This is a genomic window from Tsukamurella sp. NPDC003166 (genome assembly GCF_040611135.1).
GTDB lineage: Bacteria > Actinomycetota > Actinomycetes > Mycobacteriales > Mycobacteriaceae > Tsukamurella.
This window is the reverse complement of the sequence record NZ_JBEXNL010000016.1, coordinates 22737-43588: the sequence shown is the minus strand read 5'-3', so window position 1 is coordinate 43588 and position 20852 is coordinate 22737. Positions and strand designations below refer to the sequence as shown.

The 20852-nt window shown below is 71.4% G+C and carries 17 protein-coding genes; 6 read left to right on the top strand and 11 right to left on the bottom strand.

Features of this window, described 5'->3' with window-relative positions; translation table 11 throughout:
- Positions 1-113 precede the first annotated feature (113 nt).
- A complete protein-coding gene (locus tag ABZX10_RS17270; protein ID WP_355542397.1) occupies positions 114-1286 on the top strand; it encodes a histidine kinase in 1173 nt (390 codons plus the stop codon).
- Positions 1274-1918 carry a response regulator transcription factor gene (locus tag ABZX10_RS17265; RefSeq protein ID WP_355542394.1) on the top strand — a complete coding sequence of 215 codons (645 nt, stop codon included), beginning with the start codon at positions 1274-1276 and terminating at the stop codon, positions 1916-1918. The genes ABZX10_RS17270 and ABZX10_RS17265 overlap by 13 nt, the downstream gene beginning before the upstream one ends.
- 1 nt (position 1919) lies before the next feature.
- Here ABZX10_RS17265 and ABZX10_RS17260 read toward each other — a convergent pair whose 3' ends face one another.
- From ABZX10_RS17260 to ABZX10_RS17240, 5 genes are all read right to left on the bottom strand, one after another.
- Positions 1920-4415: a DUF3516 domain-containing protein gene (locus ABZX10_RS17260; RefSeq protein WP_355542391.1), complete on the bottom strand. Its 2496-nt coding sequence runs from the start codon at positions 4413-4415 to the stop codon at positions 1920-1922.
- Positions 4416-4448: 33 nt separating this feature from the next.
- The gene (locus tag ABZX10_RS17255; protein WP_355542388.1) at positions 4449-5417 is read right to left on the bottom strand and encodes an alpha/beta hydrolase; all 969 of its coding nucleotides are present in this window, start codon (positions 5415-5417) and stop codon (positions 4449-4451) included.
- Between the two features lie 74 nt (positions 5418-5491).
- Positions 5492-6370: an alpha/beta hydrolase gene (locus tag ABZX10_RS17250; protein ID WP_355542588.1), complete on the bottom strand. Its 879-nt coding sequence runs from the start codon at positions 6368-6370 to the stop codon at positions 5492-5494.
- A 53-nt stretch (positions 6371-6423) separates the two neighbouring features.
- The gene (locus tag ABZX10_RS17245; protein WP_355542385.1) at positions 6424-7356 is read right to left on the bottom strand and encodes a PAC2 family protein; all 933 of its coding nucleotides are present in this window, start codon (positions 7354-7356) and stop codon (positions 6424-6426) included.
- A 108-nt stretch (positions 7357-7464) separates the two neighbouring features.
- A complete protein-coding gene (locus ABZX10_RS17240; protein ID WP_355542382.1) occupies positions 7465-7890 on the bottom strand; it encodes a MarR family transcriptional regulator in 426 nt (141 codons plus the stop codon).
- 40 nt (positions 7891-7930) lie between these two features.
- Between ABZX10_RS17240 and ABZX10_RS17235 the strand changes: the two genes are divergently transcribed.
- Positions 7931-8752: an alpha/beta fold hydrolase gene (locus ABZX10_RS17235; protein ID WP_355542379.1), complete on the top strand. Its 822-nt coding sequence runs from the start codon at positions 7931-7933 to the stop codon at positions 8750-8752.
- 109 nt (positions 8753-8861) lie between these two features.
- On the opposite strand, the gene ABZX10_RS17230 is transcribed toward ABZX10_RS17235, so the two are convergent.
- Complete coding sequence (locus ABZX10_RS17230) at positions 8862-10751, bottom strand: amino acid transporter (RefSeq protein WP_355542585.1); 1890 nt, start codon at positions 10749-10751, stop codon at positions 8862-8864.
- Positions 10752-10977: 226 nt separating this feature from the next.
- Between ABZX10_RS17230 and ABZX10_RS17225 the strand changes: the two genes are divergently transcribed.
- Entirely contained in the window at positions 10978-12033 is a 1056-nt protein-coding gene (locus ABZX10_RS17225; protein ID WP_355542376.1) for a DUF4192 domain-containing protein, read from the top strand.
- Between the two features lie 3 nt (positions 12034-12036).
- Here the strand turns inward: ABZX10_RS17225 and galE are convergent, their stop codons facing one another.
- Together galE and ABZX10_RS17215 are read right to left on the bottom strand one after the other, a co-directional pair.
- Positions 12037-13023: a UDP-glucose 4-epimerase GalE gene (gene galE / locus ABZX10_RS17220; protein WP_355542373.1), complete on the bottom strand. Its 987-nt coding sequence runs from the start codon at positions 13021-13023 to the stop codon at positions 12037-12039.
- A 6-nt stretch (positions 13024-13029) separates the two neighbouring features.
- Complete coding sequence (locus ABZX10_RS17215; protein ID WP_355542370.1) at positions 13030-13713, bottom strand: iron dependent repressor, metal binding and dimerization domain protein; 684 nt, start codon at positions 13711-13713, stop codon at positions 13030-13032.
- A gap of 116 nt (positions 13714-13829) precedes the next feature.
- Between ABZX10_RS17215 and ABZX10_RS17210 the strand changes: the two genes are divergently transcribed.
- Positions 13830-15059 carry an acetoin utilization protein AcuC gene (locus ABZX10_RS17210; RefSeq protein WP_355542367.1) on the top strand — a complete coding sequence of 410 codons (1230 nt, stop codon included), beginning with the start codon at positions 13830-13832 and terminating at the stop codon, positions 15057-15059.
- A gap of 175 nt (positions 15060-15234) precedes the next feature.
- Positions 15235-17880 (top strand): GNAT family N-acetyltransferase, encoded by a 2646-nt coding sequence (locus ABZX10_RS17205; protein ID WP_355542582.1) that lies wholly within the window; start codon positions 15235-15237, stop codon positions 17878-17880.
- 30 nt (positions 17881-17910) lie between these two features.
- Here the strand turns inward: ABZX10_RS17205 and ABZX10_RS17200 are convergent, their stop codons facing one another.
- From ABZX10_RS17200 to ABZX10_RS17190, 3 genes are all read right to left on the bottom strand, one after another.
- Complete coding sequence (locus tag ABZX10_RS17200) at positions 17911-18909, bottom strand: sigma-70 family RNA polymerase sigma factor (RefSeq protein WP_355542364.1); 999 nt, start codon at positions 18907-18909, stop codon at positions 17911-17913.
- 112 nt (positions 18910-19021) lie between these two features.
- Positions 19022-20500 carry a methyltransferase gene (locus ABZX10_RS17195; protein ID WP_355542361.1) on the bottom strand — a complete coding sequence of 493 codons (1479 nt, stop codon included), beginning with the start codon at positions 20498-20500 and terminating at the stop codon, positions 19022-19024.
- Positions 20501-20836 carry a DUF3099 domain-containing protein gene (locus ABZX10_RS17190; RefSeq protein ID WP_355542358.1) on the bottom strand — a complete coding sequence of 112 codons (336 nt, stop codon included), beginning with the start codon at positions 20834-20836 and terminating at the stop codon, positions 20501-20503. It abuts the gene before it with no gap.
- Positions 20837-20852 lie beyond the last annotated feature (16 nt).

Genomic DNA, 20852 nt, shown 5'->3' with positions numbered 1-20852 from the left:
AGCGCCGGATCTCGCCGGTGCCAGTACGCCTCTCGACGGTGACGCCCGCGTCCTCCGGAACTGGGATGCCAGCATGCTGGTCGCGGTCGCCGCGGCGGACATACGGTGAGGTCATGTCCCGTTCCGCCTGGCTCAACACCGCCGCCGCGATGCCGCTGCACGCCGCGGTGGTGACCGTGGTCGTCGCCCCCTGGGTATCGCTCCCCGCGGAGCTGCCGGTCGTCACCGTTGCACTCCTGTCCGTCCCCGTCGTCGCGCCGGTGATCGCCTCGCCCGTCCTCACCCGCGTGCACCGGTCCCGGCTCGCCCGCGTCGGCGTCGTGATCCCGCCGTCGCGCGACGAGCGGGTGTGGCGATCCGCGGCGCGGGTGCGGCAGCTGGCCCACCACGTCGTGGTCGGTCCGCTGCTCCTGCTGGCATTGCTCGCCGTGATCGTCGGGTGGCTGCTCGTGGTCGTCGGCGGTACGAGCCTGCTCTGGATGTGGGTGCGTCCCGCCGGCGGGCTCCCGCACACCGTCTGGGAGGCGTGCGCGTGGACGGTCGCCGCTGCCGCCGGCGGCGCGCTGCTGTGGTGGGCGACGCCGTTGCTACCCGTCGTCGATGCCCGTTGTGCGGCAGTCCTTCTCGGCCCCGGTAGCGGCGAGCGGCTCAGCAGGCGCGTGGAAGACCTCACCGAGAGCCGGGCGGGCGTGGTCGAGGCCGCCGACGCCGAACGCCGGCGACTCGAACGGGACCTGCACGACGGTGTGCAGCAGCGCCTCGTCTCCCTCGCCGTGAACCTCGGCGTCGCGCGCGCCACGTTGGCCGACCTATCCGAGCCTGCCCGAGTGGTCCTCGACGACGCGCACGACCAGGCGAAGCTCGCGATCGCCGAGCTCGGGCACCTCGTGCGCGGCCTGCACCCGCCGGTCCTCGAGGACCGCGGCCTCGACGCCGCGCTGTCCGGACTCGCCGGGACCGCGGCGATCCCCGTCGACCTGACGGTGCGGCTGCCGTACCGGCCCACTCCGGCGGTCGAGGCGGTCGCCTACTTCGTGGTCTCCGAGACCCTCACCAATGTGATCAAGCACGCGCACGCCACCCGCGCGGGTGTCGTCGTCGACGGCGGCCCGAAGGCGATCGTCGTGACTGTCGAGGACGACGGCGTCGGCGGCGCGGACCCGTCCCGCGGGACCGGGCTGGCAGGGCTGGCCCGGAGGACGGCGTCGGTCGACGGGCACCTGCGCGTCACCAGCCCACCGGGCGGCCCGACCACGGTGCGGGCGGAGCTCCCGTGCGCGCGGTGATCGCCGAGGACTCGGTCCTGTTGCGCGTGGGCCTGGTGCAGGTGCTCGGGTACGCGGGATTCGATGTCGTTGCCGAGGTCGGCGACGGGGCGGCGCTGATCGCAGCCGTGGAGCGGCATCGGCCCGACATCGCCGTCGTCGACGTGCGAATGCCTCCGGGCTTCCGCGACGAGGGGGTCCGCGCAGCCCTGGAGATCCGGCGCGAGTTGCCCGGCACCGCGGTCGTGCTGCTGTCCCAGTACGTCGAGGAGCGCTACGCGGGCGAGCTCCTGGCGACCGAGACCGCGGGTGTGGGGTACCTGCTCAAACAGCGCGTGGCGGACGTCGAGGAGTTCGCCGAGGCGCTGCGCCGGGTCGCCGCAGGCGGAACGGCCCTCGACCCCGAGGTCGTCGCGCAGCTGCTGGTGCGGCGCGACCGCGATCCACTGACCCGGCTCACGCCGCGTGAGCGGGAGGTGTTGGAGCAGATGGCGAGTGGGCGCTCGAACGCCGGGATCGCGGCATCGCTCGTGATCACGGAGCGCGCCGTCGCCAAGCACATCAACAGCATCCTTGCGAAGCTGGACCTACCGCCCGCGGACAGCGACCACCGGCGGGTGCTCGCCGTGCTGCGATACCTGGGTGCGCTCTGACTCAGCCCGAGACGACCTCGACGTCCACGAGCACGACATCGCCGCGCTCGTCGGACGCCGGCAGGTCGACGACGGCGGTGATGGCCCAGCCGTGGTCGCCGTCGGGATCGGCGATCGTCTGCCGCACCTTCCACGCGCGGGGCATGGAGGTGTCGAGCGAGAACAGCTGCGGCCCACGGGCGTCGGCGCCCGTCTCGATGTCGTCGTAGTCCTCGTAGTAGTCGTCGAAAGCGGCGTACCAGTCGACGCCGGGGTCCATCGCGTCCAGCAGGTCGTACTCCTCCTCGGCGACGAGCTGCACGCGCCGGAACAGGGCGTTGCGCACCATGACCGCGAAGGCGCGCTCGTCGGCGGTCAGCGAGGTGGACCGTCCGATCTCCGGCGCGGAGGCGTGCGCCTTCACCGGATCCGGCGAGGTCATCTCCTCCCACTCGTCGACGAGCGAACTGTCCACGTACCGTACGAGGGCGCCCAACCAGGCGATGTAGTCCTCGAGTTCCGGCGTGCGCGCCGCCTCCGGGACGGTGTGCCGCAGCGTCTTGAAGGCGTCCGACAGGTACCGGAGCACGGCCCCTTCGGAGCGGCCGAGCTGGTACTTCGAGACCAGGTCGTTGAAGGTCATCGCGCGCTCGATCATCTCGCGCACCACGGACTTCGGCGACAGCTCGAACTGCGTCACCCACGCGTGGCCCGCCGCGTAGGTCGCGAACGCGGGCACGAGCACGTCCTCGAGGGGCTTCGGGTAGGTCACGTCCTCGAGCAGCGCCATCCGCTCGTCGTAGTCGATACCGTCCGCCTTCATCTCCGCGACGGCCGCGCCTCGTGCGGCGTTCTGCTGAGCGCGCAACACGGGCCGCGGATCGTCGAGCACCGACTCGATCACTGAGATGACGTCGAGGGCGTAGTCGGACTCCTCGGGGTCGAGCAGCTCCAGTGCGGCGAGCGCGAAGGGCGCAAGGGGCTGGTTCAGCGCGAAATCGGGCTGCAGGTCGACGGTGAGCCGCACGTGCCGGCCGAACTCGTCGGGCTCGGCGAGCTTGTCCACCACGCCGCCGGACTGGAGCCCGCGGAACAGGGTGATCGCGGTGCGGATGTGGCGCAACTGATTCCGTCGGGACTCGTGGTTGTCCTCCAGCAGGTGCCGCATCGAGGAGAAGCAGTTCTCCGGCCGCGCGATCACGTTGAGCAGCATCGAATTGGTCACGGAGAAGCGGGAAGTGAGCGGCTCCGGATCCGCGGCGACCAGCTTCTCGAAGGTGGCCTTCCCCCAGGAGACGAAGCCCTCCGGCGGCTTGCGGCGCTGAACGCGCTTGAGCTTCGCCGGATCCCCGCCGGCCTTCGCCTCGCGGCGCGCGTTCTCGATCTCGTGATCCGGTGCCGCGACCACGACGGTGCCCATCGTGTCGTAGCCGGCGCGGCCCGCGCGGCCGGCGATCTGGTGGAACTCGCGGGCGCGCAGGTGGCGGGTCCGCGTACCGTCGAACTTGGTCAGGCCCGTCAGGTAGACGGTGCGGATCGGCACGTTGATGCCGACACCGAGCGTGTCCGTGCCGCAGATCACCTTGAGCAGGCCCTCCTGGGCGAGCTTCTCCACGAGGCGTCGGTAGCGGGGGAGCATGCCCGCGTGGTGCACCCCGATACCGGACCGGATCAGGCGCGAGAGGGTCTTGCCGAAGCCCGTGGTGAACTGGAAGTCGCCGATCGCCTCCGCGATCTCCGCCTTCTGCTCCTTGCTCGCCAGTGGCAACGACATCAGTGCCTGTGCACGTTCGGCCGCGGCCTGCTGCGTGAAGTGCACCACGTAGACCGGCGCCTGGTGCGTGGTGACCAGCTCGACGATCTGGTCCTGGATCGCCATGGTGGAGTACGAGAAGTGCAGCGGTACCGGGCGTTCCGCACCCGCGACGAGCACGGTCTCCCGGCCGGTACGGCGCGTGAGGTCCTCCTCGAAGAAGGACGTGTCGCCGAGCGTCGCCGACATGAGGACGAACTGCGCGTGCGGCAGTTCGATCAGCGGCACCTGCCACGCCCAGCCGCGGTCGGGCTCCGAGTAGTAGTGGAACTCGTCCATCACCACCTGCGCGATGTCCGAGTCCTTCCCCTCGCGCAGCGCGAGGTTCGCCACGATCTCGGCGGTGGCGCACACGATCGGCGCGTCGGCGTTGACTGCGGCGTCGCCGGTCACCATGCCCACGTTCTCGGTGCCGAAGACCTCACAGAGGGCGAAGAACTTCTCGCTGACCAGCGCCTTGATCGGCGCGGTGTAGTACGTGCGCCGGCCCTGCGCGAGCGCCGCGAACTGGGCGCCCATTGCGACCAGGGACTTCCCGGAACCGGTGGGAGTGGCGACGATGACGTTCGCACCGGAGCATGCCGCGATCAGCGCCTCCTCCTGCGCGGGGTAGAGCTCGATGCCACGGCCGGTGGTCCAGTCGAGGAAGGCCTCGAAGACCGCATCCGCCGTCGGGTCGGACGGGAGCAGGTCGGTGAGGTTCACTCATCTGATTCTACGGACCGTCATCGCGGCTGTTCAGCCCAGCTCCCGCGCGGGCGGGACGACGGTGACGCCCGCCGCCGCCCGCAGGCCGTCGCGGAGGTGCGCCCGCGCCAGGCGGGCGGGTTCGGTCGATGCCAGGAAGTCGGTGAGCACGTCGAGGAACCGGTCCGGTGCCTCCGTCATCGGGAAGTGCCCGACGCCGTCGAACACCTCCACCCGTGCCTCGGGCAGCGCCGCGCGCAGCACCTCGGCGTGGGCCGACGGGATGATCGAATCGTCCGCGCCCCAGGCGATCAGGGTGGGTACCCGTGCGGTCAGGTAGCACCGATCGCGCATCGTGACGACCTGACCGCGGAGGTCGACCACCGACCGCAGCGTGCGCGAGAAGGCGTGCGGGGAGGCGGTGTTCGGCATCCGGTCGAGGGCGCGACGTAGCTGCACCGCGTCGGCGCGCAGGGGGCCCGGCAGTGCGGCGGTCGCGAGCAGCACGCCTGCCAGGACCTGCTTCGCGCCCGGAAGGGCGGTGAGTGCGACGACCTGCTCGGCGAACGGTAGCGACAGCAGGCGCAGGAGCGGCGAGACGTCGTGATCCACACCGCCGGGCGCCACGAACGCGATCCGCTCGACCATCTCCGGGTACTGGTACGAGAACTGGCCGGCCACACCGCCGCCCAGGGAGTGGCCCACGATCGTCACCCGGTCGATGCCCAGGTAGCACAGCAGGTCCCGCATCCCGTTGGCGAACGCGGCAACCGAGTAGTCTGCGCGCGGCCGGTCGGAGAGGCCGTGCCCCAACAGGTCCGGTGCGATCACGGTGAACCGGTCGGTCAATCGGCCCATCACCGGTTCCCAGACCAGGGAGTTGTCCCCGATGCCGTGCAGGAGCAGCAGCGCGGGGCCGCTGCCGCCTATCCGGTAGGCCCGACGGTGCCCGTGGATCGTGGCGAAGCACAGGTCGGGCGCGTACGGACGCGCCCGGAACGGCAGGATCTCTGGACTCATCACGGCCTCCTCACAGCGACTGCACTGCGCTGTGAAGTGTGCGCCGCCCGCGTTACGCGCGGCGGCGTCGCCGGTTACGCGGGCGTTTCGATCTGGACCTCGGCGTCGAGGTCGCGGTCGCGGCGCAGCGCGGTCTGCAGGTCGTCCTGCGTGAGGCGGGCGGGCACCGTCGAATCGACGAACTCGGTGAGGACGCGCACGAACCGCTCCGGATCCGTGCGGAACGGGAAGTGGCCGGCACCGTCGAACACCTCCAGGCGCGAGGCGGGCAGCGCGGCGTGCAGTAGGTGCGCGTGGTCGACGGGGATGATCGGGTCGTCGGAACCCCACACCACGAGAACGGGCACCGAATCCGCGATGTAGGTACGGTCCAGCATCGTCACGACCTGGCCCGACGGGTCGACGACCGCCCGCAGTGTGCGCGCGAAGGCGCGCGGTGTCCCCGCGTGCGGCAGGCCCGTGAGGACCCGGGCGCATTCCGCGTTGTCGACGAACAGTTTCAGCGGGACCCGGCCGAGGAGCCCCAGGGCCGCATTGGTGACCGGCAGCACTCCCGGCAGCGCCAGCGAGCGGATCGCGACCTCCGAGAGCGGCAGCGAGACCGCGCGCAGTACCGGGGAGACCGATCGGGTCACGCCGCCGGTGTTGACGAAGACGAGCCGTTCGACCATCTCCGGGAACTGGTAGGTGAACTGGCCGGCGATCCCGCCGCCGAGGGAGTGGCCGACCAGCGTGGCCCGCTCGACGCCCAGGTAGAGCAGGAGATCGCGCATCGCGTTGGCGAACGCGGGCAGCGAGTAGTCGGCGCGCGGCCGGTCGGAGTCCCCGTGCCCGAGGAGGTCGGGAGCGATCACGGTGTAGTGCTCGGCGAGCCGCTCGAACAGCGGCTCGAAGGTCGAGGAGTTGTCGGCCATGCCGTGGATCAGCAGGAGCGCGGGCCCGCTGCCGCCCATCCGGTACGCCCGACGGTGACCATGGATCAGCGCCGTCCGCCGGCGCACCGCGGTCACGGATTCGTGCCGTTCTCGCCCTCGTCGCCGGCCTGCTCCGCGAGGAAGGCCTCGAACTCACTCGCCAGGTCGTCACCCGTCGGGATCGCCTCGCCGTCGGCGATGAGCAACTCGCGCGGCTGCGCGACGGCCTCGTCGTACTGCTGCTCGAGGGTCTCCACGACCGACGAGATCTCGGCACTGGACGAGACCTGCGCGTCGATCTGCTCGCGCAGCCCGGCGGCCTCGACGGGGAGGTCACCGTCGGGCAGGTCGAGCCCGACCGTACTGCGCAGCGCGCCCAGCATGCCGAGCACGGCCTCCGGGTAGTCGTTCTGCGCCAAGTAGTGCGGCACGTGGACCGACAGGCCGACGGTGTCGTATCCCTTGTCGGCCATCCGCAGTTCGAGCATGCCGGCGGCGCTTCCGGGCAGGCGCATCGTGCCGTCCCAGGACCGCAGCCCCTCGCGCAGGTCGGGGTTGTTGCCGTGCGCCGTGACCGGCACCGGACGGGTGTGCGGGACCGCCATGGGGATCGCGTGCAACCCGACGACGGTGCGCACGCCGAATCGCTCGGCGAGACCCGCGACGGCGCCGACGAAGCCGTTCCAGCGCAGGTCCGGCTCGGCGCCGGCGAGCAGCAGGAAGGGCTTGCCCGCGGTGTCGCGGATCGCGTAGAGATTGAGCTCGGGCTCCTCGACGCCGGTGAATCCGTCCTCGAAGGTCATGGAGGGGCGGCGCGAGCGGTAGTCGATCAGCTCGTCGACGTCGAAGGACGCGACCAGCTCCGCGGAGAGGTTCTGCTTGAGGTGCTTGCGCAGCAGCCCCAGGGCGTGCCCCGCGTCGGCGTAGCCGTCCAGCGCGTGCACCAGCACGGGCCCGTTGCCGTCGGTGTCCGACACCGTGGGACCCGGGAACTCCAGCTCGTACATGTGGGACTGCTCGTCCATGCCACTACCTCCGTCACCGTGCTCCTCCGCCAGGAGGAACCATCAGTTTTTCACAGAGGAACAACTTCCCGACAGTTGTCCCGATTCCCCGCCGTCGCGTGTTTCTGCTCACGGCGGATTCGTCGACGCCAGGAAACGCGCCACCACCTCGGCCTCGGCGGGGGAGAGGGCGGCGGCCGCGGCCCGGATCGGGCCGAGGAAGGCACCGAAGAACCCCTCCCCGAGTGTGCGCGCTCGATCGGTGACTGCGAGCCGCACGCGGCGCCGGTCCGTCGGGTCCGGCGTGCGGGCGACGAGGCGCGCCGCGGCGAGCCGGTCGACGAGCGCGGTGCACGCCGCCGAGCTCAGGCCCAGGTGGGACCCGAGGATGCCCGGAGTGGCGGATTCTCCTGCGCGTTCGAGGTCTAGCAGCGTGACGAGGGCGCGCACGTCGGTGCCGCCCAGCGCGTGCCGCGCGCCGAAGGCCGAGATCTCGTCGTCCCAGCGCACTGCCGCGGCGCGCAGGGCGTGCACGAGGTGCTCGTTGTCGCTCACGGCGCGAATCTATCAGGTAGCTTGATCGTGAAGTATCTCGATGATCGAGAGGAATGTCGTGGGCGACGACCTCGAGGCCGCGTACGACGCGGTGGTCCGGGACTGGGGAGTGCCGGTGCGGCGGGTCACCGTCGACGGTGCGCTGGCCCGGACCCGGGTGCTGACCTGCGGGCCGGACGATGCGCCGCCGCTGTTGTGCCTGCCGGGCGGGGGCGACACCGCGGCCGTCTGGTTCGCGCAGGCCGCGGATCTGTCGCGGCGGTTCCGGGTGATCGCCCCCGACCTGCCGGGCGACGCCGGCGGAACGCAGCGGCGCGCCTTCCGCTCGCGGGGCGACTGGCCGGGCTGGATCGTCGAGGTGCTCGACGGTGTCGGGGCGTCGTCCGCGGACGTACTGGCGCACTCCTACGGCGCGCAGATCGCCGTGGCGTGCGCGCTCGCCCGGCCGGAGAGCGTCCGGTCACTGACCCTGCTCGACCCCACCGACGTGTTCGCCCGCATGCTGCCGAGTGCCCTGCTCCGGGCGGTACCGGTGCTGTTGGCACCGTCGAGAGGCCGGCAGCGCGCGCACGCGGTCTGGGAGACGCGCGGGCACTGGCCGCCCACCGCCGCGCTCGGTCGGCTCGCAGCAGCCGCCGCCGACGGCCCCCGACCGGCGTACGCGCCGCCGAAGCGGCCGCGCCCCGTCGACCTGCGTGCGCTCGAGGACCTGCCCGGCGGGGTCACCGTCGTCCTCGCGCTGCGCAGTCGGTACCACGACGGTGCCGCCCTGGCTCGCACCGTGCGGCAGCGCTACCCGTGGATGCGGATCGAGACGCTGCCCGTGTCGCACCACGAACTGCCCTTCGCCTACCGGCCCTGACGCCCCGGTCCGCCTACGAGGCGTGAGGGGTCGATGTGCGGCGTGGGCGCCCCGGTCCGCGCTACGAGGCGTGAGGGGTCGATGTGCGGCGCGGGCGCCCCGGTCCGCCCTACGACACGTGCACCGTCGGGCGGCGCTTGGCGTCGTGCTCGGCCTGCCGGAGCACCTCGTGGCAGACCGCGGCCACCTCGCCCGAGCCCTCCACGAGGTACTTGCCCATGTTGAGCACGGGGTTCATCTCCGACCACTGGAAGTAGACCTCGGGCACCACGCCGGTTTCGTCGCGGATGTACAGGAGCACGGCCGCGACGGTGTTCGCGATGCTGCCCGAACGGACCTTGAGCAGGCGGTACCCGAACTTCTCGATGCCGCGCACCTCCAGGTCCTCCTCGAAGTCCGAGGAGTCGCGCGGCCACACCTCGAGCAGGATCACCCGCGAGCGGCCGGGGATGTGGCCGAACTTACGCTCGGCGCGGACCTTGTCGCGGTACTCCTTCTTGGTGTCCACGTCGGGCTCGTGCGAGACGATGCGGATGGCGTGCTGGGCGGCGGCGTCGTCGCGGATGAATTCGAGGGCCTTCTCGTCGAAGGTGATCGACGAGGCGCGGAGCTCGAACGAGCGGCGCACGCGCGAGCCGATGGAGACCACCGCGATGGCGAGGATGAACAGCGCCGCGATCCGCACGCCGTCGGGCCGCTCGATGACGTTGTCGATCGTCGTGTAGACGAAGACCGCGGAGATGAGCCCGAAGGCCCAGGTCGCGACGGTCTGCCGTTTGCGCCGGGCCGAGATCGTCACGGCGATGGCGGCCGAGGTCATGAGGACGAGGACGCCGGTCGCGTAGGCGCCGCCCTGGGCGTTCACGTCCGCCTCGAAGATCAGGACGATGACCAGGGCGATCACCGTGAGCACCACGACCAGCGGCCGGACGGCGGAGGCCCACCGCGGTGCCATCCCGTAGCGCGGCAGGTAGCGCGGCACCAGGTTGAGCAGGCCGGCCATCGCGGACGCGCCCGCGAACCACAGGATGGCCACCGTCGAGACGTCGTAGACGGTGCCGAAGCCGTTGCCGAGGTACTCGTGCGCGAGCCAGGCGAGGGCGCGGCCGTTGGCCTTGCCGTCGGGCTCGAACTCCTTCGCCGGGATGAGGATCGTGGTCGCGAAACTGGACGTCGCGAGCAGCACGCTCATGATGACGGCCGCGGTGGTGAGGAGGCGTCCGGTGTCCCGGATGCGCTTCGCCGGGTACTCGGGCGCGTCGTTCGGGTCGCCCTTGATCTGCGGCATCACGGCGACCCCGGTCTCGAACCCGGACAGGCCGAGCGCGAGCTTCGGGAACACCACCAGGGCCACCGCGATCACCATGAGCGGGTTCGAGTGCTGCGCCCACAGCAGGTCCTGCCAGTCGACGATCCGCTGCGGCCGCTCGGCGACGTGCCACAGCGCGACGACGATCGTCACGACGTTGAGTGCGAGGTAAACAGTCACCAGCACCACCGCGGTGCCGATCGCCTCGCGGAACCCCTTGAGGAAGACCAGCCCCAGGAGGAATACCAGGCCCAGCGTGATCGGGATGTTCGCGCCGTGGAAGAACGAGGGGACGAGCGGGTTCTCGACGATGTGCTCGGCGGCGTCCGAGGACGAGAGCGTGATCGTGATGATGAAGTCGGTGGCCGCGAAGCCCAGCAGCACGAGCACGAACAGCTTGCCGCCCCACCAGGGCAGGAGCCGCTCGAACATCGCCAGCGAGCCGGAACCGTTGAAGCTCTCGCGCGAGACCCGCTTGTACACCGGCAGCGCGCCGAACAGCGTCAGTGCGATCAGCACGAGCGTGGCGATCGGCGAGACGACGCCGGCCGCGATGAACGCGATGGCCGGCTGGTAGCCGAGGGTCGAAAAGTAGTCGACGCCGGTCAAGCACATGACCTTCCACCACGGCTGCGGATGCTCCGCGTCGCTCGCGTGGGGGCCGACGTGCGTTCCCGCCCGTTCGGACATGCCGCTGAGGAACCAGTCCCGGGTGCGGTCCGAGAACCGCGGTAAGCCGATCACGCGGTTCACAGTAGCCCGCTCGGATGCGGCGTGTCGGTCGCCCGGCCGGTGGTGTCCGGTACGGGCGGTCCTGTGGACGAATCGCAGCGCACGGAACGTTTCATAACCACAGTGGGGAGCAGTGCCGCGCGGGTGCCGGAACCCGTCGCCGGTCTCCGCGAGCATTCCCCGCATGACGAATCAACGCACGACCACGGCCATGAAGATCGACTCCGTCGGCGACCTGCTCGCCGCCATTCCCGCCCTCCTGGGGTTCTATCCGGACCGCTCGGTGGTGCTGCTCGCACACGACGAGGTGACGGGGCGGATCGGTGCCACCGCACGCATCGACCTGGGGCTCACCAGAGCCGGTGATCTGCGCAAGGACTGCCGCCGGCACCTCGGGGAGGCGGTGCGCCTGCTCCGGATCCAGGGTGCCGACCGCGTGTTCTGCGTGGTGGTCGACGACCGACCGCTGGTCCGGGCCACCCCCGCGCTCCTGCAGGTGCTGCAGCAGCACGCCCGCTCCCGGAGCCTCGCGGAGCCCGACCTCGAGATCGAGGACGTGATGCTGCTGCCCCGGGTGGCAGCGGGGGAGCGCTGGGTGTGCAGGCACGGCGAGAGCGGCGCGGTCCCGGACCCGGAGAGCTCGCCGGTGATGCTGGCCGCGCTGGTCGACGGCCGCACGGTGCACCGCTCGCGGGCGGCGCTCACCGATCTGCTCGCCGAGGAGGGGCCGGGCGTGGTCGCCGATCGATGCCGGGACGCCGCAGCGTTCGAGGCGGACGACGATCCCGGGGAACTGCTCGCGGCGGTCGTCGCGGCGGCGACGGGCCAACGATCGACCGAGCTCACCGATGCCGATGTCGCGCTACTCGGCGGCGCGCTGCTCGACCTGCAGGTGCGCGACGCCGCGATGGCGTTGGCGCTCACCGTGATCGCCGACGAAGCGCGGCTGCTGTTCGCGGAACTCGCACGGCGGCTGCGCGGCACGCCACGGGCGGCCGCGGCCACGCTCGTCGCGGCATCGGGCTATCTCCGCGGCGACGGTCCCCTCACGGGCATCGCGCTCGACGCCGCGCTGGCCGCGGACCGTGGCTACCGGGCCGCGCAGTTGCTGGCGACGGCCTTCGGAGCCGGACTGCACCCGTCCGAGATGTCCGAGGCGGCCGAACTGGGGGTCGCGATGGCCCGCCGGCTCGGCGTCGAGCTGCCACCGCGGGACGCGGAGTTCCCGCTGGCGGGGTGAGCGTCAGGCGCGGCGGGCCGCGTGCGCACGGTCGCCCAGGGCCTGGGTGTACGCCCAGGCATCGGCGACGATGCCGCGCAGGTCGGTGTGTTGGGGTCGCCAGCCCAGCTCGTCGACTGCGCGCTGCGACGACGCCACGAGCACCGCCGGATCACCGGCACGCCGGTCCGCGGCGACCTCGGGGATGTCCCGGCCGGTGACCTCCCGGCAGGTGTCGATCACCTGGCGTACCGAGAAGCCCGCGCCCGAACCGAGGTTGAACACGTCGTGCTCGCCCTGCCGCGCGTGGTCCAACGCCAGCAGGTGCGCCTCGGCCAGGTCCTTGACGTGCACGTAGTCGCGGACCGCCGTGCCGTCTGCGGTCGGGTAGTCCGCGCCGAACACCGCGATGTCCTTGCGCTGGCCCAGCGCGGTCTGCAACACGAGCGGGATCAGATGGGTTTCGACCTCGCGGTTCTCGCCGAACCCCCCGTAGCTACCGGCCACGTTGAAATACCGCAGCGAGACGGCCGCGAGACCGTACGCGGTGGCGTACGACGTGATCGCCGCGTCGATCGCGAGCTTCGTCGCGCCGTAGGTGTTGGTGGGGGCGGTGCGGGTGTCCTCGGTGATCGGGACTGTCTCCGGCTCGCCGTAGGTGGCGGCCGTCGACGAGAACACCAGGCGGGGCACGCCGGCGGCCAGCATGGCGTCGAGCAGCGACAGGGTGGTCACGACGTTGCCCTGCCAGTACATGTGCGGATGCGACACGGACTCGCCCACCAGGGACTTGGCGGCGAAGTGCAGAACACCGTCGAACTCGCCGTCGGCGAGCACGGGGCGCGCGGCCTGCGCCACGTCGCCCTCGACGAAGGTCGCGCCCGCCGGCACGGCGTCGCGGTTGCCGGTGCTGAGGTCGTCGATCACCGTGACCTCGTGGCCGCGCTCGAGCAACACCTGCGTGCACACGCTGCCCACGTAGCCGGCGCCGCCGGTCACCAGGAGCTGCACGGCTGCCTAGACCGCCTCGACGAAGACGGCGTGAGCCATCTCGTCGGGCAGCTCGAAGTCCTCGTGCCCCGCCACCGAGATGACGACCGCACCGCGCTGGACGGTGACCGAGACGCGTGCGTCCGGCACCACGCCGGCCTCGCGGAAACGTGCGATGAGGTCGGTGTCCGCCTGCACGTGCTCGGCGAGCCGCTTGATCACCACGGCGGCCGGGCCGCCCTGCGGCAGGTCGGTCAGGCGCGCGGGCCGCACGGGCTCCCGGCCGACGGTGACGCCCAGCTCGGCCAGGCCCGGGATCGGGTTGCCGTAGGGCGAAGTGGTGGGGTTGCCCAGCACGTCGAGCAGGCGGCGTTCCACGTCCTCGCTCATCACGTGCTCCCAGCGGCACGCCTCGGCGTGCACGTTCTCCCACTGCAGCCCGATGACGTCCACCAGCAGCCGCTCGGCGAGCCGGTGCTTGCGCATCACCGCGATCGCGAGCTGCCGGCCCTTCTCGCTGAGTTCGAGGTGGCGATCGCCCGCCACCCGGACGAGCCCGTCGCGCTCCATGCGCTGCACGGTCTGCGACACCGTGGGACCACTCTGCTCGAGACGCTCCGCGATCCGCGCCCGGAGAGGCACGACGCCCTCCTCCTCGAGCTCGTAGATGGTCCGCAGGTACATCTCGGTGGTGTCCACCAGATCGTTCACGTGTCCAGCTCCTTCTCGTCAACGTTGAGCTTAGCCGAGACGGGCTCCCGTCCCCCGTACTTAAGGTTACCTAACTTCGAAGCGGCGCAGGAGGGCAACGACTAGGGTCGTGACTCATGGCACGGTTCCCCGACTCCCAGGTGGTCTGGGACCCCTCGGTACTCGACTACCGGTTCTCCCACTCCCACCCGATGGACCCGGTGCGGCTGCGCCTGACGATGGAGCTCTCGCGCATGCTCGGCGTGCTCGACGGCGTCGAAGTGGTGACGCCCGCGAGCTTCGACCCGATCGAACTGGGCCGCGCCCACACCGACGACTACCTGGCGGCCGTGCGCGTCGCGGGCTCCGGCCGCTCGCGGATCGACCTCAGCGGCTACGGCCTCGGCAACGACGACAATCCGATCTTCCTCCGCATGCACGAGGCGGCGGCCAGCCTGGTCGGCTCCACCCTCACCGGCGCCAAGGCGATCGCCTCCGGCCACACCACGCGCGCCGTCAACATCGCCGGCGGGATGCACCACGCGATGCGCTCGCACGCGTCGGGGTTCTGCATCTACAACGACGCCGCCATCGCGATCTCCTGGCTGCTCGACAACGGCTTCGACCGGATCGCCTACATCGACGTGGACGCCCATCACGGCGACGGGGTGCAGGCCCAGTTCTGGAACGACCCGCGCGTGCTCACCGTCTCCCTGCACGAGGACCCCCAGTACCTGTGGCCCAACACCGGCTACCCGACCGAGCTCGGCGGGCCCGAGGCCCGCGGCACCGTCGTCAACATCCCCGTGCCCGCCTTCTGTCCCGACGGCCTGTGGCTCCGCGCCTTCCACGCCGTCGTCCCCTCCGTCCTCCGTGAGTTCCGGCCTCAGCTCGTCGTGAGCCAGTGCGGCTGTGATTCGCACGCGGCGGACCCGCTCACCGATCTCTCGCTCACCGTCGACGGGCAGCGCGCCGCCATCCTCGCGATGCGCGACCTCGCCGACGAGCTGTGCGACGGCCGGTGGCTCGCCGTCGGCGGCGGCGGGTACCGGCTCGTGGACGTCGTGCCCCGCGTGTGGACCCACCTCATCGGAGCCGTGGTCGGCGTCGACATCGACCCCGCGACCCCGATCCCGCAGGAATGGCGGGACCTCGCAGCGAACGTGCCAGGAGACCAGGTCGGCGTCGTCGGTGCGCCACCGGAGACCATGGGCGAGGGTGGGGCGACCGCCTTCACCCCGTGGGAGCCCTCCTCGTACGACCCCAGCGTCGCGCCGACGGAGGCTGCCGCCGACCGCTTCATCGCCCGCGCGCGGTCCGCTGTATTCCCCCTCCACGGACTCGACCCCGAGGATCCTCGTGACTGACGTGACGCTCCTGCCGCTCTTCGCCGCTCCAGGACTCGACCCCGAGGATCCCCGTGACTGACCTCATGCCCGTCGCACATCGCCCTGCCACGCCTCGACCCGGAGGATGCTCGTGACCGACGACAGCCCGCTGTTCCCGTCCGGACCGTCCACCGATCCCTTCCCGGCACCGGTCCTGCAGGCGCCCGGGCCGTACGAGTTCCCCGCGCACTGGGTCGCGGACGTGCTCGCCTCCGACGGCGGTGTCGTGCACCTTCGGCCCGTCGTGCCCGACGACGCCGACGCCATCGTCGAGTTCCACGCCGGGCTGTCCGAACGGACGCGGTACCTGCGGTACTTCGGCCCCTACCCGGTGATGCCGGCCCGCGACGTGGCACGGATGACCACGGTCGACTATCAGAGCAGGGTGTGTCTGCTGGCGCTCCTGGGCGGGAGGATCATCGCGGTCGGCCTGTACGAGGGCCTCGCCGAGATGGGCAAGCCGACTTCGGCGGAGGTGGCCTTCGTCGTCGCCGACGAGCACCAGGGACGAGGGCTGGGCCCGATCCTCCTCGAGCATCTGGCGGGCGCGGCCGCGGAGTGCGGATTCCATCGCTTCGAGGCGGAAGTGCTGGCCGAGAACCGATACATGGTCAACGTCTTCAAGGCTGCGGGATACGAGCTCAGCCGGAACTTCGACGGCAGCGTCGTGCACGTGGAGTTCGACATCGATCCGACCGAGGCGCTGGTCGCCGTCCGCAATGCGCGGGAGCTGGCCTCGGAGGCGCGGAGCGTCCGCAACGCCTTGCAGCCCTCATCGATCGCGGTGATCGGCGCGTCCACGACCCCGGGGAAGGTCGGCCACGCCGTGCTTCGGAACCTGCTGGACGGTGGCTTCACCGGCCCGGTGTTCCCGGTGCACCGGGACCGCCGGTCGGTCGCGGGGGTCCGCGCCTATCAGTCGGTGCGCGACATCCCCGATCAGGTCGACCTCGCGGTCGTCGCGGTGCCCGCGGAGAACGTCGAACAGGTCCTGGACGACTGCCTCGCGAAAGACGTGCGGACGCTGCTGGTCGTCTCGACGGGCTTCTCCGATGCCGGGCGCGCGGGAAGTGAAGCCGAGTTCCGTCTCCGCACGGCCGTGCGCTCGCACGGCATGCGGCTCATCGGCCCGAGCGCCCTCGGTGTGGTCAACACCGACGACCAGGTCCGGCTCAACGCGACCCTGGCGCCGGTGGTCCCGGGCGCCGGGAACGTGGGCTTCTTCTGCCAGTCCGGGGCCCTCGGGATCGCGATCCTCGACACCGCGGCGAAGCGCGGCGTCGGGCTCACGACCTTCGTCTCCGCGGGCAACCGCGCGGACATGTCCGGCAACGACGTCCTGCAGTACTGGGACACCGACGACAAGACCGAGGTCGTGCTGCTCTACCTGGAAAGCTTCGGCAATCCGCGCAAGTTCGGCAGGATCGCGCGCCGCCTCGCGCGGCAGAAGCCGATCGTGGCCATCTATCAGGGCGGCCTCGACCCCGAGCGGCGCCGGCGCGGCGCTGAGGCTCTCTTCGAGAATTCGGGTGTGGTCCAAGTGGACTCGATCCCCGAACTGTTCGACTGCGCGACCTTCTTCGGCTACCAGCCTTTGCCTGCCGGCCCGAAGGTCGCGGTGATCGGGAACTCCACCGCTCTCGGGGTGCTCGCGACGCACACCGGCCGACGAGAGGGACTCGACGTGGCGCAGCCGGTCGACCTCGGTGCCGCCGCCACGCCGGAGCAGTTCGGGGCGGCGATCGACGCGGCGCTCGATGACGACGCGGTCGACGCGATCATCGCCGTCTTCGTCCCGCCCGTCGAGGCGCAGGCCGAGGCGCACGCCGCGGTTCTGCTGGACGCATCGCGCCGGCAGATCAAGCCGATCGTCTCGACCTTCCTCGCGTTCGACGGCGTCACCGAACTGCTCGCGGCCACGGACGAGGACGGTCGGCGGGTCCGGGGCTCGGTCCCGGCGTACCCCGAGCCGGAGCGTGCCGCCCGTGTCCTCGCGCACGGGTGGCGGTACGCGCAATGGCGGGCGCGGCCCGACTCGGATCTGGCCCGGCCGTGGGGGACCGACTCCCACGCCGCCCGCACCCTCGTCCGGGAGTGGCTGCCGTCCAATGAGACCGAGCACGGATCCGTCACGCTGAGCTTCGAACGCAGTGCGGAGTTGCTCGCGCTCTACGGAGTCGATGTGGTGCCCTTCGAGGTGGCCTCGAGCGCCGCGAACGCGATCGCGGCCGCGGAGCGGCTGGGTTATCCCGTGGCGGTCAAGGCGATGGGCGATCATTGGCGGCTGCGAGCGGACCTCGCGGCGGTGCGCCTCGACCTCCGGAAGCCGGATGCGGTGGCCGAGGCCTTCGTCGCGTTGCAGGAGCAGACCGGGGAGAGCACCCTGCACGTGCAGCGGATGGCGCCCAAGGGCATCGGGTGCGCCTTCGGCTACCAGAACGACGCCCGGCTGGGGCAGATGATCTCCTTCGGGCTCAGCGGCGCCGTACCGGAACTGCTGGGCGACCGCGCCTATCGCCTGTTGCCGCTGACCTACGCCGCCGCGAACGATCTGATCTCGGCGCCGCGCTCGGCGCCGCTCCTCGAGGGTTACGGGGGCGGGCAGGGCGTGGACGTCGCCGCGCTGACCGACATCCTGATCCGGCTCGCCGCCCTCGCGTACGAGGTTCCCGAGATCCGCAGCATCGACTGCCAGCCGATCCTCGCGACGCCCGACGGCATCGCGCTGCTCTCCGGTCTAGTCCGCATCGGCCACGCCGACGACATGCTCACCCAACAAGCGGAACCGCGCCGGCTGTAGCAGCCGACGCGGTTCCTTCCGTGCTGGTTCCTAGCTCGCGTACGCGCGCAGGCGGTCCGCACGCTCGCCGTTGCGGAGCTTGCTCATGACCTCGCGCTCGATCTGGCGCACGCGCTCGCGGGAGAGGCCGAACAGCTTGCCGATCTGGTCGAGCGTGCGCGGCTGACCGTCGTCGAGGCCGTAGCGCAGGCGGATGACCTGCTGCTCGCGCTCGTCGAGGGTGGCGAGCACGGAGCGGACGTCGCTGTGCATGAGCCGCGAGATGACGGCCGACTCGGCGGAGGCGGCCTCCGCATCCTCGATGAAGTCGCCCAGGGGCGCCTCCTCGTCGGAGCCGACGGGCATGTCGAGGCTGACCGGGTCCCGCGAGTGGTCCATCAGGTCGGCGATCTTCTCGGCCGGGATGCCCGACTCTGCGGCCAGCTCGGCGTCGGTGGCCTCGCGGCCCAGCTGCTGATGCAGCTCGCGGCGGATGCGGGCCAGCTTGTTCACCTGCTCCACGAGGTGGACGGGCAGGCGGATGGTGCGGGACTGGTCGGCCATGCCGCGCGTGATGGCCTGACGGATCCACCACGTGGCGTAGGTCGAGAACTTGAAGCCCTTGGCGTAGTCGAACTTCTCCATCGCGCGGATGAGTCCGAGGTTGCCCTCCTGGATCAGGTCCAGCAGGGGCATGCCGCGGCCCGTGTAGCGCTTGGCCAGCGACACCACCAGGCGCAGGTTCGCCTCCAGCAGGTGCTGGCGGGCGGACTGCCCGTCGCGGACGATGAACGCCAGGTCGCGCTTCTTCGACGCCGCCATCCGCTTCTTGGTGGCCAGCAGATGCTGGGCGTAGAGCCCGGCCTCGATCCGCTTGGCCAGCTCGACCTCGTCCTCCGCGGTCAGCAGAGCGGTGCGGCCGATGCCGTTCAGGTACACCCGCACCAGATCCGCGGCGGGGCTCTGGGCATCGAGATCGGCCTCGGTCAGCGGGGGCCGCACCCGATCAGCGGGGCGGGCGGTGCTAGCGGTGTTGACGCGGTGTGCCATGTGGCTGCCTCCTGTTCGCCGGTACATGAGGTTCAACGGACGGCGGGCGCGCAGAGTTCCCGAGCCCGGATCCTCTGACCTGCGAAAACACAGAGGTGTTCTGAGAAGTTGCTTAGAGGAAGGTTACGAAGCCGTGCCGGTGGAGATCCGCGAGCAGGCGGCGGGCCGGTTCGGCCAGATCGTCCGCGCCGGTAGCGGCCTCGAGCAGGATCACCAGGTCCTCGGTCGTGAGCTCCCCACGGCAGCCCGCGAGCAGCCGGGCGCCGGCGTCGTCGATCTCGTGGGTCCAGCGAGGGCCCGACATCCGGGTGACCCGCACCGCCACCTCGTCCCAGCCCTCGTCACCGCTGACGGACACGCGCTCGAGGGCCACGTCGTCGCCGAGCAGCGGTCGCGCGGCGTCCACATCGAGGTCCCGGAGCCGCGTCATCCGGGCGAAGTGTGCGGGTACCTCGTCGCCCAGCGGATCGTCGAACGGATGCGAGAGCTCCTCGCACACCACCTCGGACGGGCCGTCGATCGACCGCAGGAACACGAACCCGAAGCCGATGCCGGTCACCGCCGCGTCCGCGAGGTGCGCGAGCCACCGATCGGACTTCGCGCGGCCCTCGCCGACCCGCGGGTCGAGCCCCTCGTCCCGGAGCCAGGTGCCCACGTACAGCGCGGGGTCGGCCACGTCGCGCTGGAGCACCCACGCGGCGACGCCCTCGGACGGGAGCCAGGACGCCACGCGCGCCTGCCAGGCCTCGTCGTCACGGTGCACCCAGGACGCGAGCAGGGCGGCCGTCCCACCGTCCGCCAGGTGCGACGGCGCGCCGCGCACCACCAGCTCGGAGGCGCCGTCGAGGTCGAGGCCCGAATCCCGGTAGGTGTGGTCGACGCGGCCCTCGCCCACGACGAACGGGGGATTCGCGAGCAGCAGGTCGAAAGTGCGCCCCGCGACCGGCGCGAACCAGTCGCCGGTCAGAACCTCGACGTCGACGCCGTTCAAGGCCGCCGACGCCGCGGCGAAACCCGCGGCTCGCTCGCTGACATCGGTGGCCGTCACGGTGCCCGCGAACCGCGCGGCGGCGCACGCGTGCACGCCGCAGCCCGTCCCCAGGTCGAGGACGGTGCCCACGGGCCCGCGGGGCGTGGCCCGCAGCAGGGACTGGGAGGCGTGTCCCACCCCGAGCACGTGCTCGCGGTGCTGCGGGTGCGGACGCATCAGGCCGTCGAGATCGGAGACGAACCACTGCGGCCCGTCCGGCAGGTCCAGCGGCCGCAGGCTCAGCGCCGCGCGCACGCGGGACGGATCGTCCGGGTCGGGCTCGAGCAGCCCGGCCTCGACCGCCTCGTCGACGGTGACCGGGGTGAGGGCACCGTCGACCTGTGGACGGGGCACGGGCGCCGCGGCGAGGAACAATCTGATCATGACGTCGAGGGGCGCGTCGCCCGGCGCCGCGGCCTCGACGGGGCCGGGCTCGCCCCGCGAGAGGCAGCCGTACGCCGCTCCCAGGCGCTGGGAGACGGTGGATTCCGCGAAGTCGGCGGCGGCCAGCACGGGGCCGAGCCGCCGGCACAGGGGTACCAGGGCGGGGGAGAGGTGCACCTACTCGCCGTGTCCCGGGAGCGTCGTGATCGGGTGACCCTGCAGCGCGAGGCGGTCCAGCCTGCGGCGGGTGAACCGGTCCGGTGCGCCCTTGCGCTTGCGGGGCCGGTCGTTCGCGCGGATCACCGCGATCCAGGGGATCGGGATCGACCCGGCCAGCACCGCGAGCGCGACGACCCAGTTGCCGGTCGCCGAGTAGATCCAGGCGGAGATGACGAGCGCGGGGATGCGGATGGCCATGATCATGAGGTAGCGCCGCACGCGGCGCCGGTACTGATCCTCGTACGACTCCTCCGCGTCGGTGATGACGTACGTGCCGTCCTCCTGATTTCCCACCCTTCGATCGTCCCAC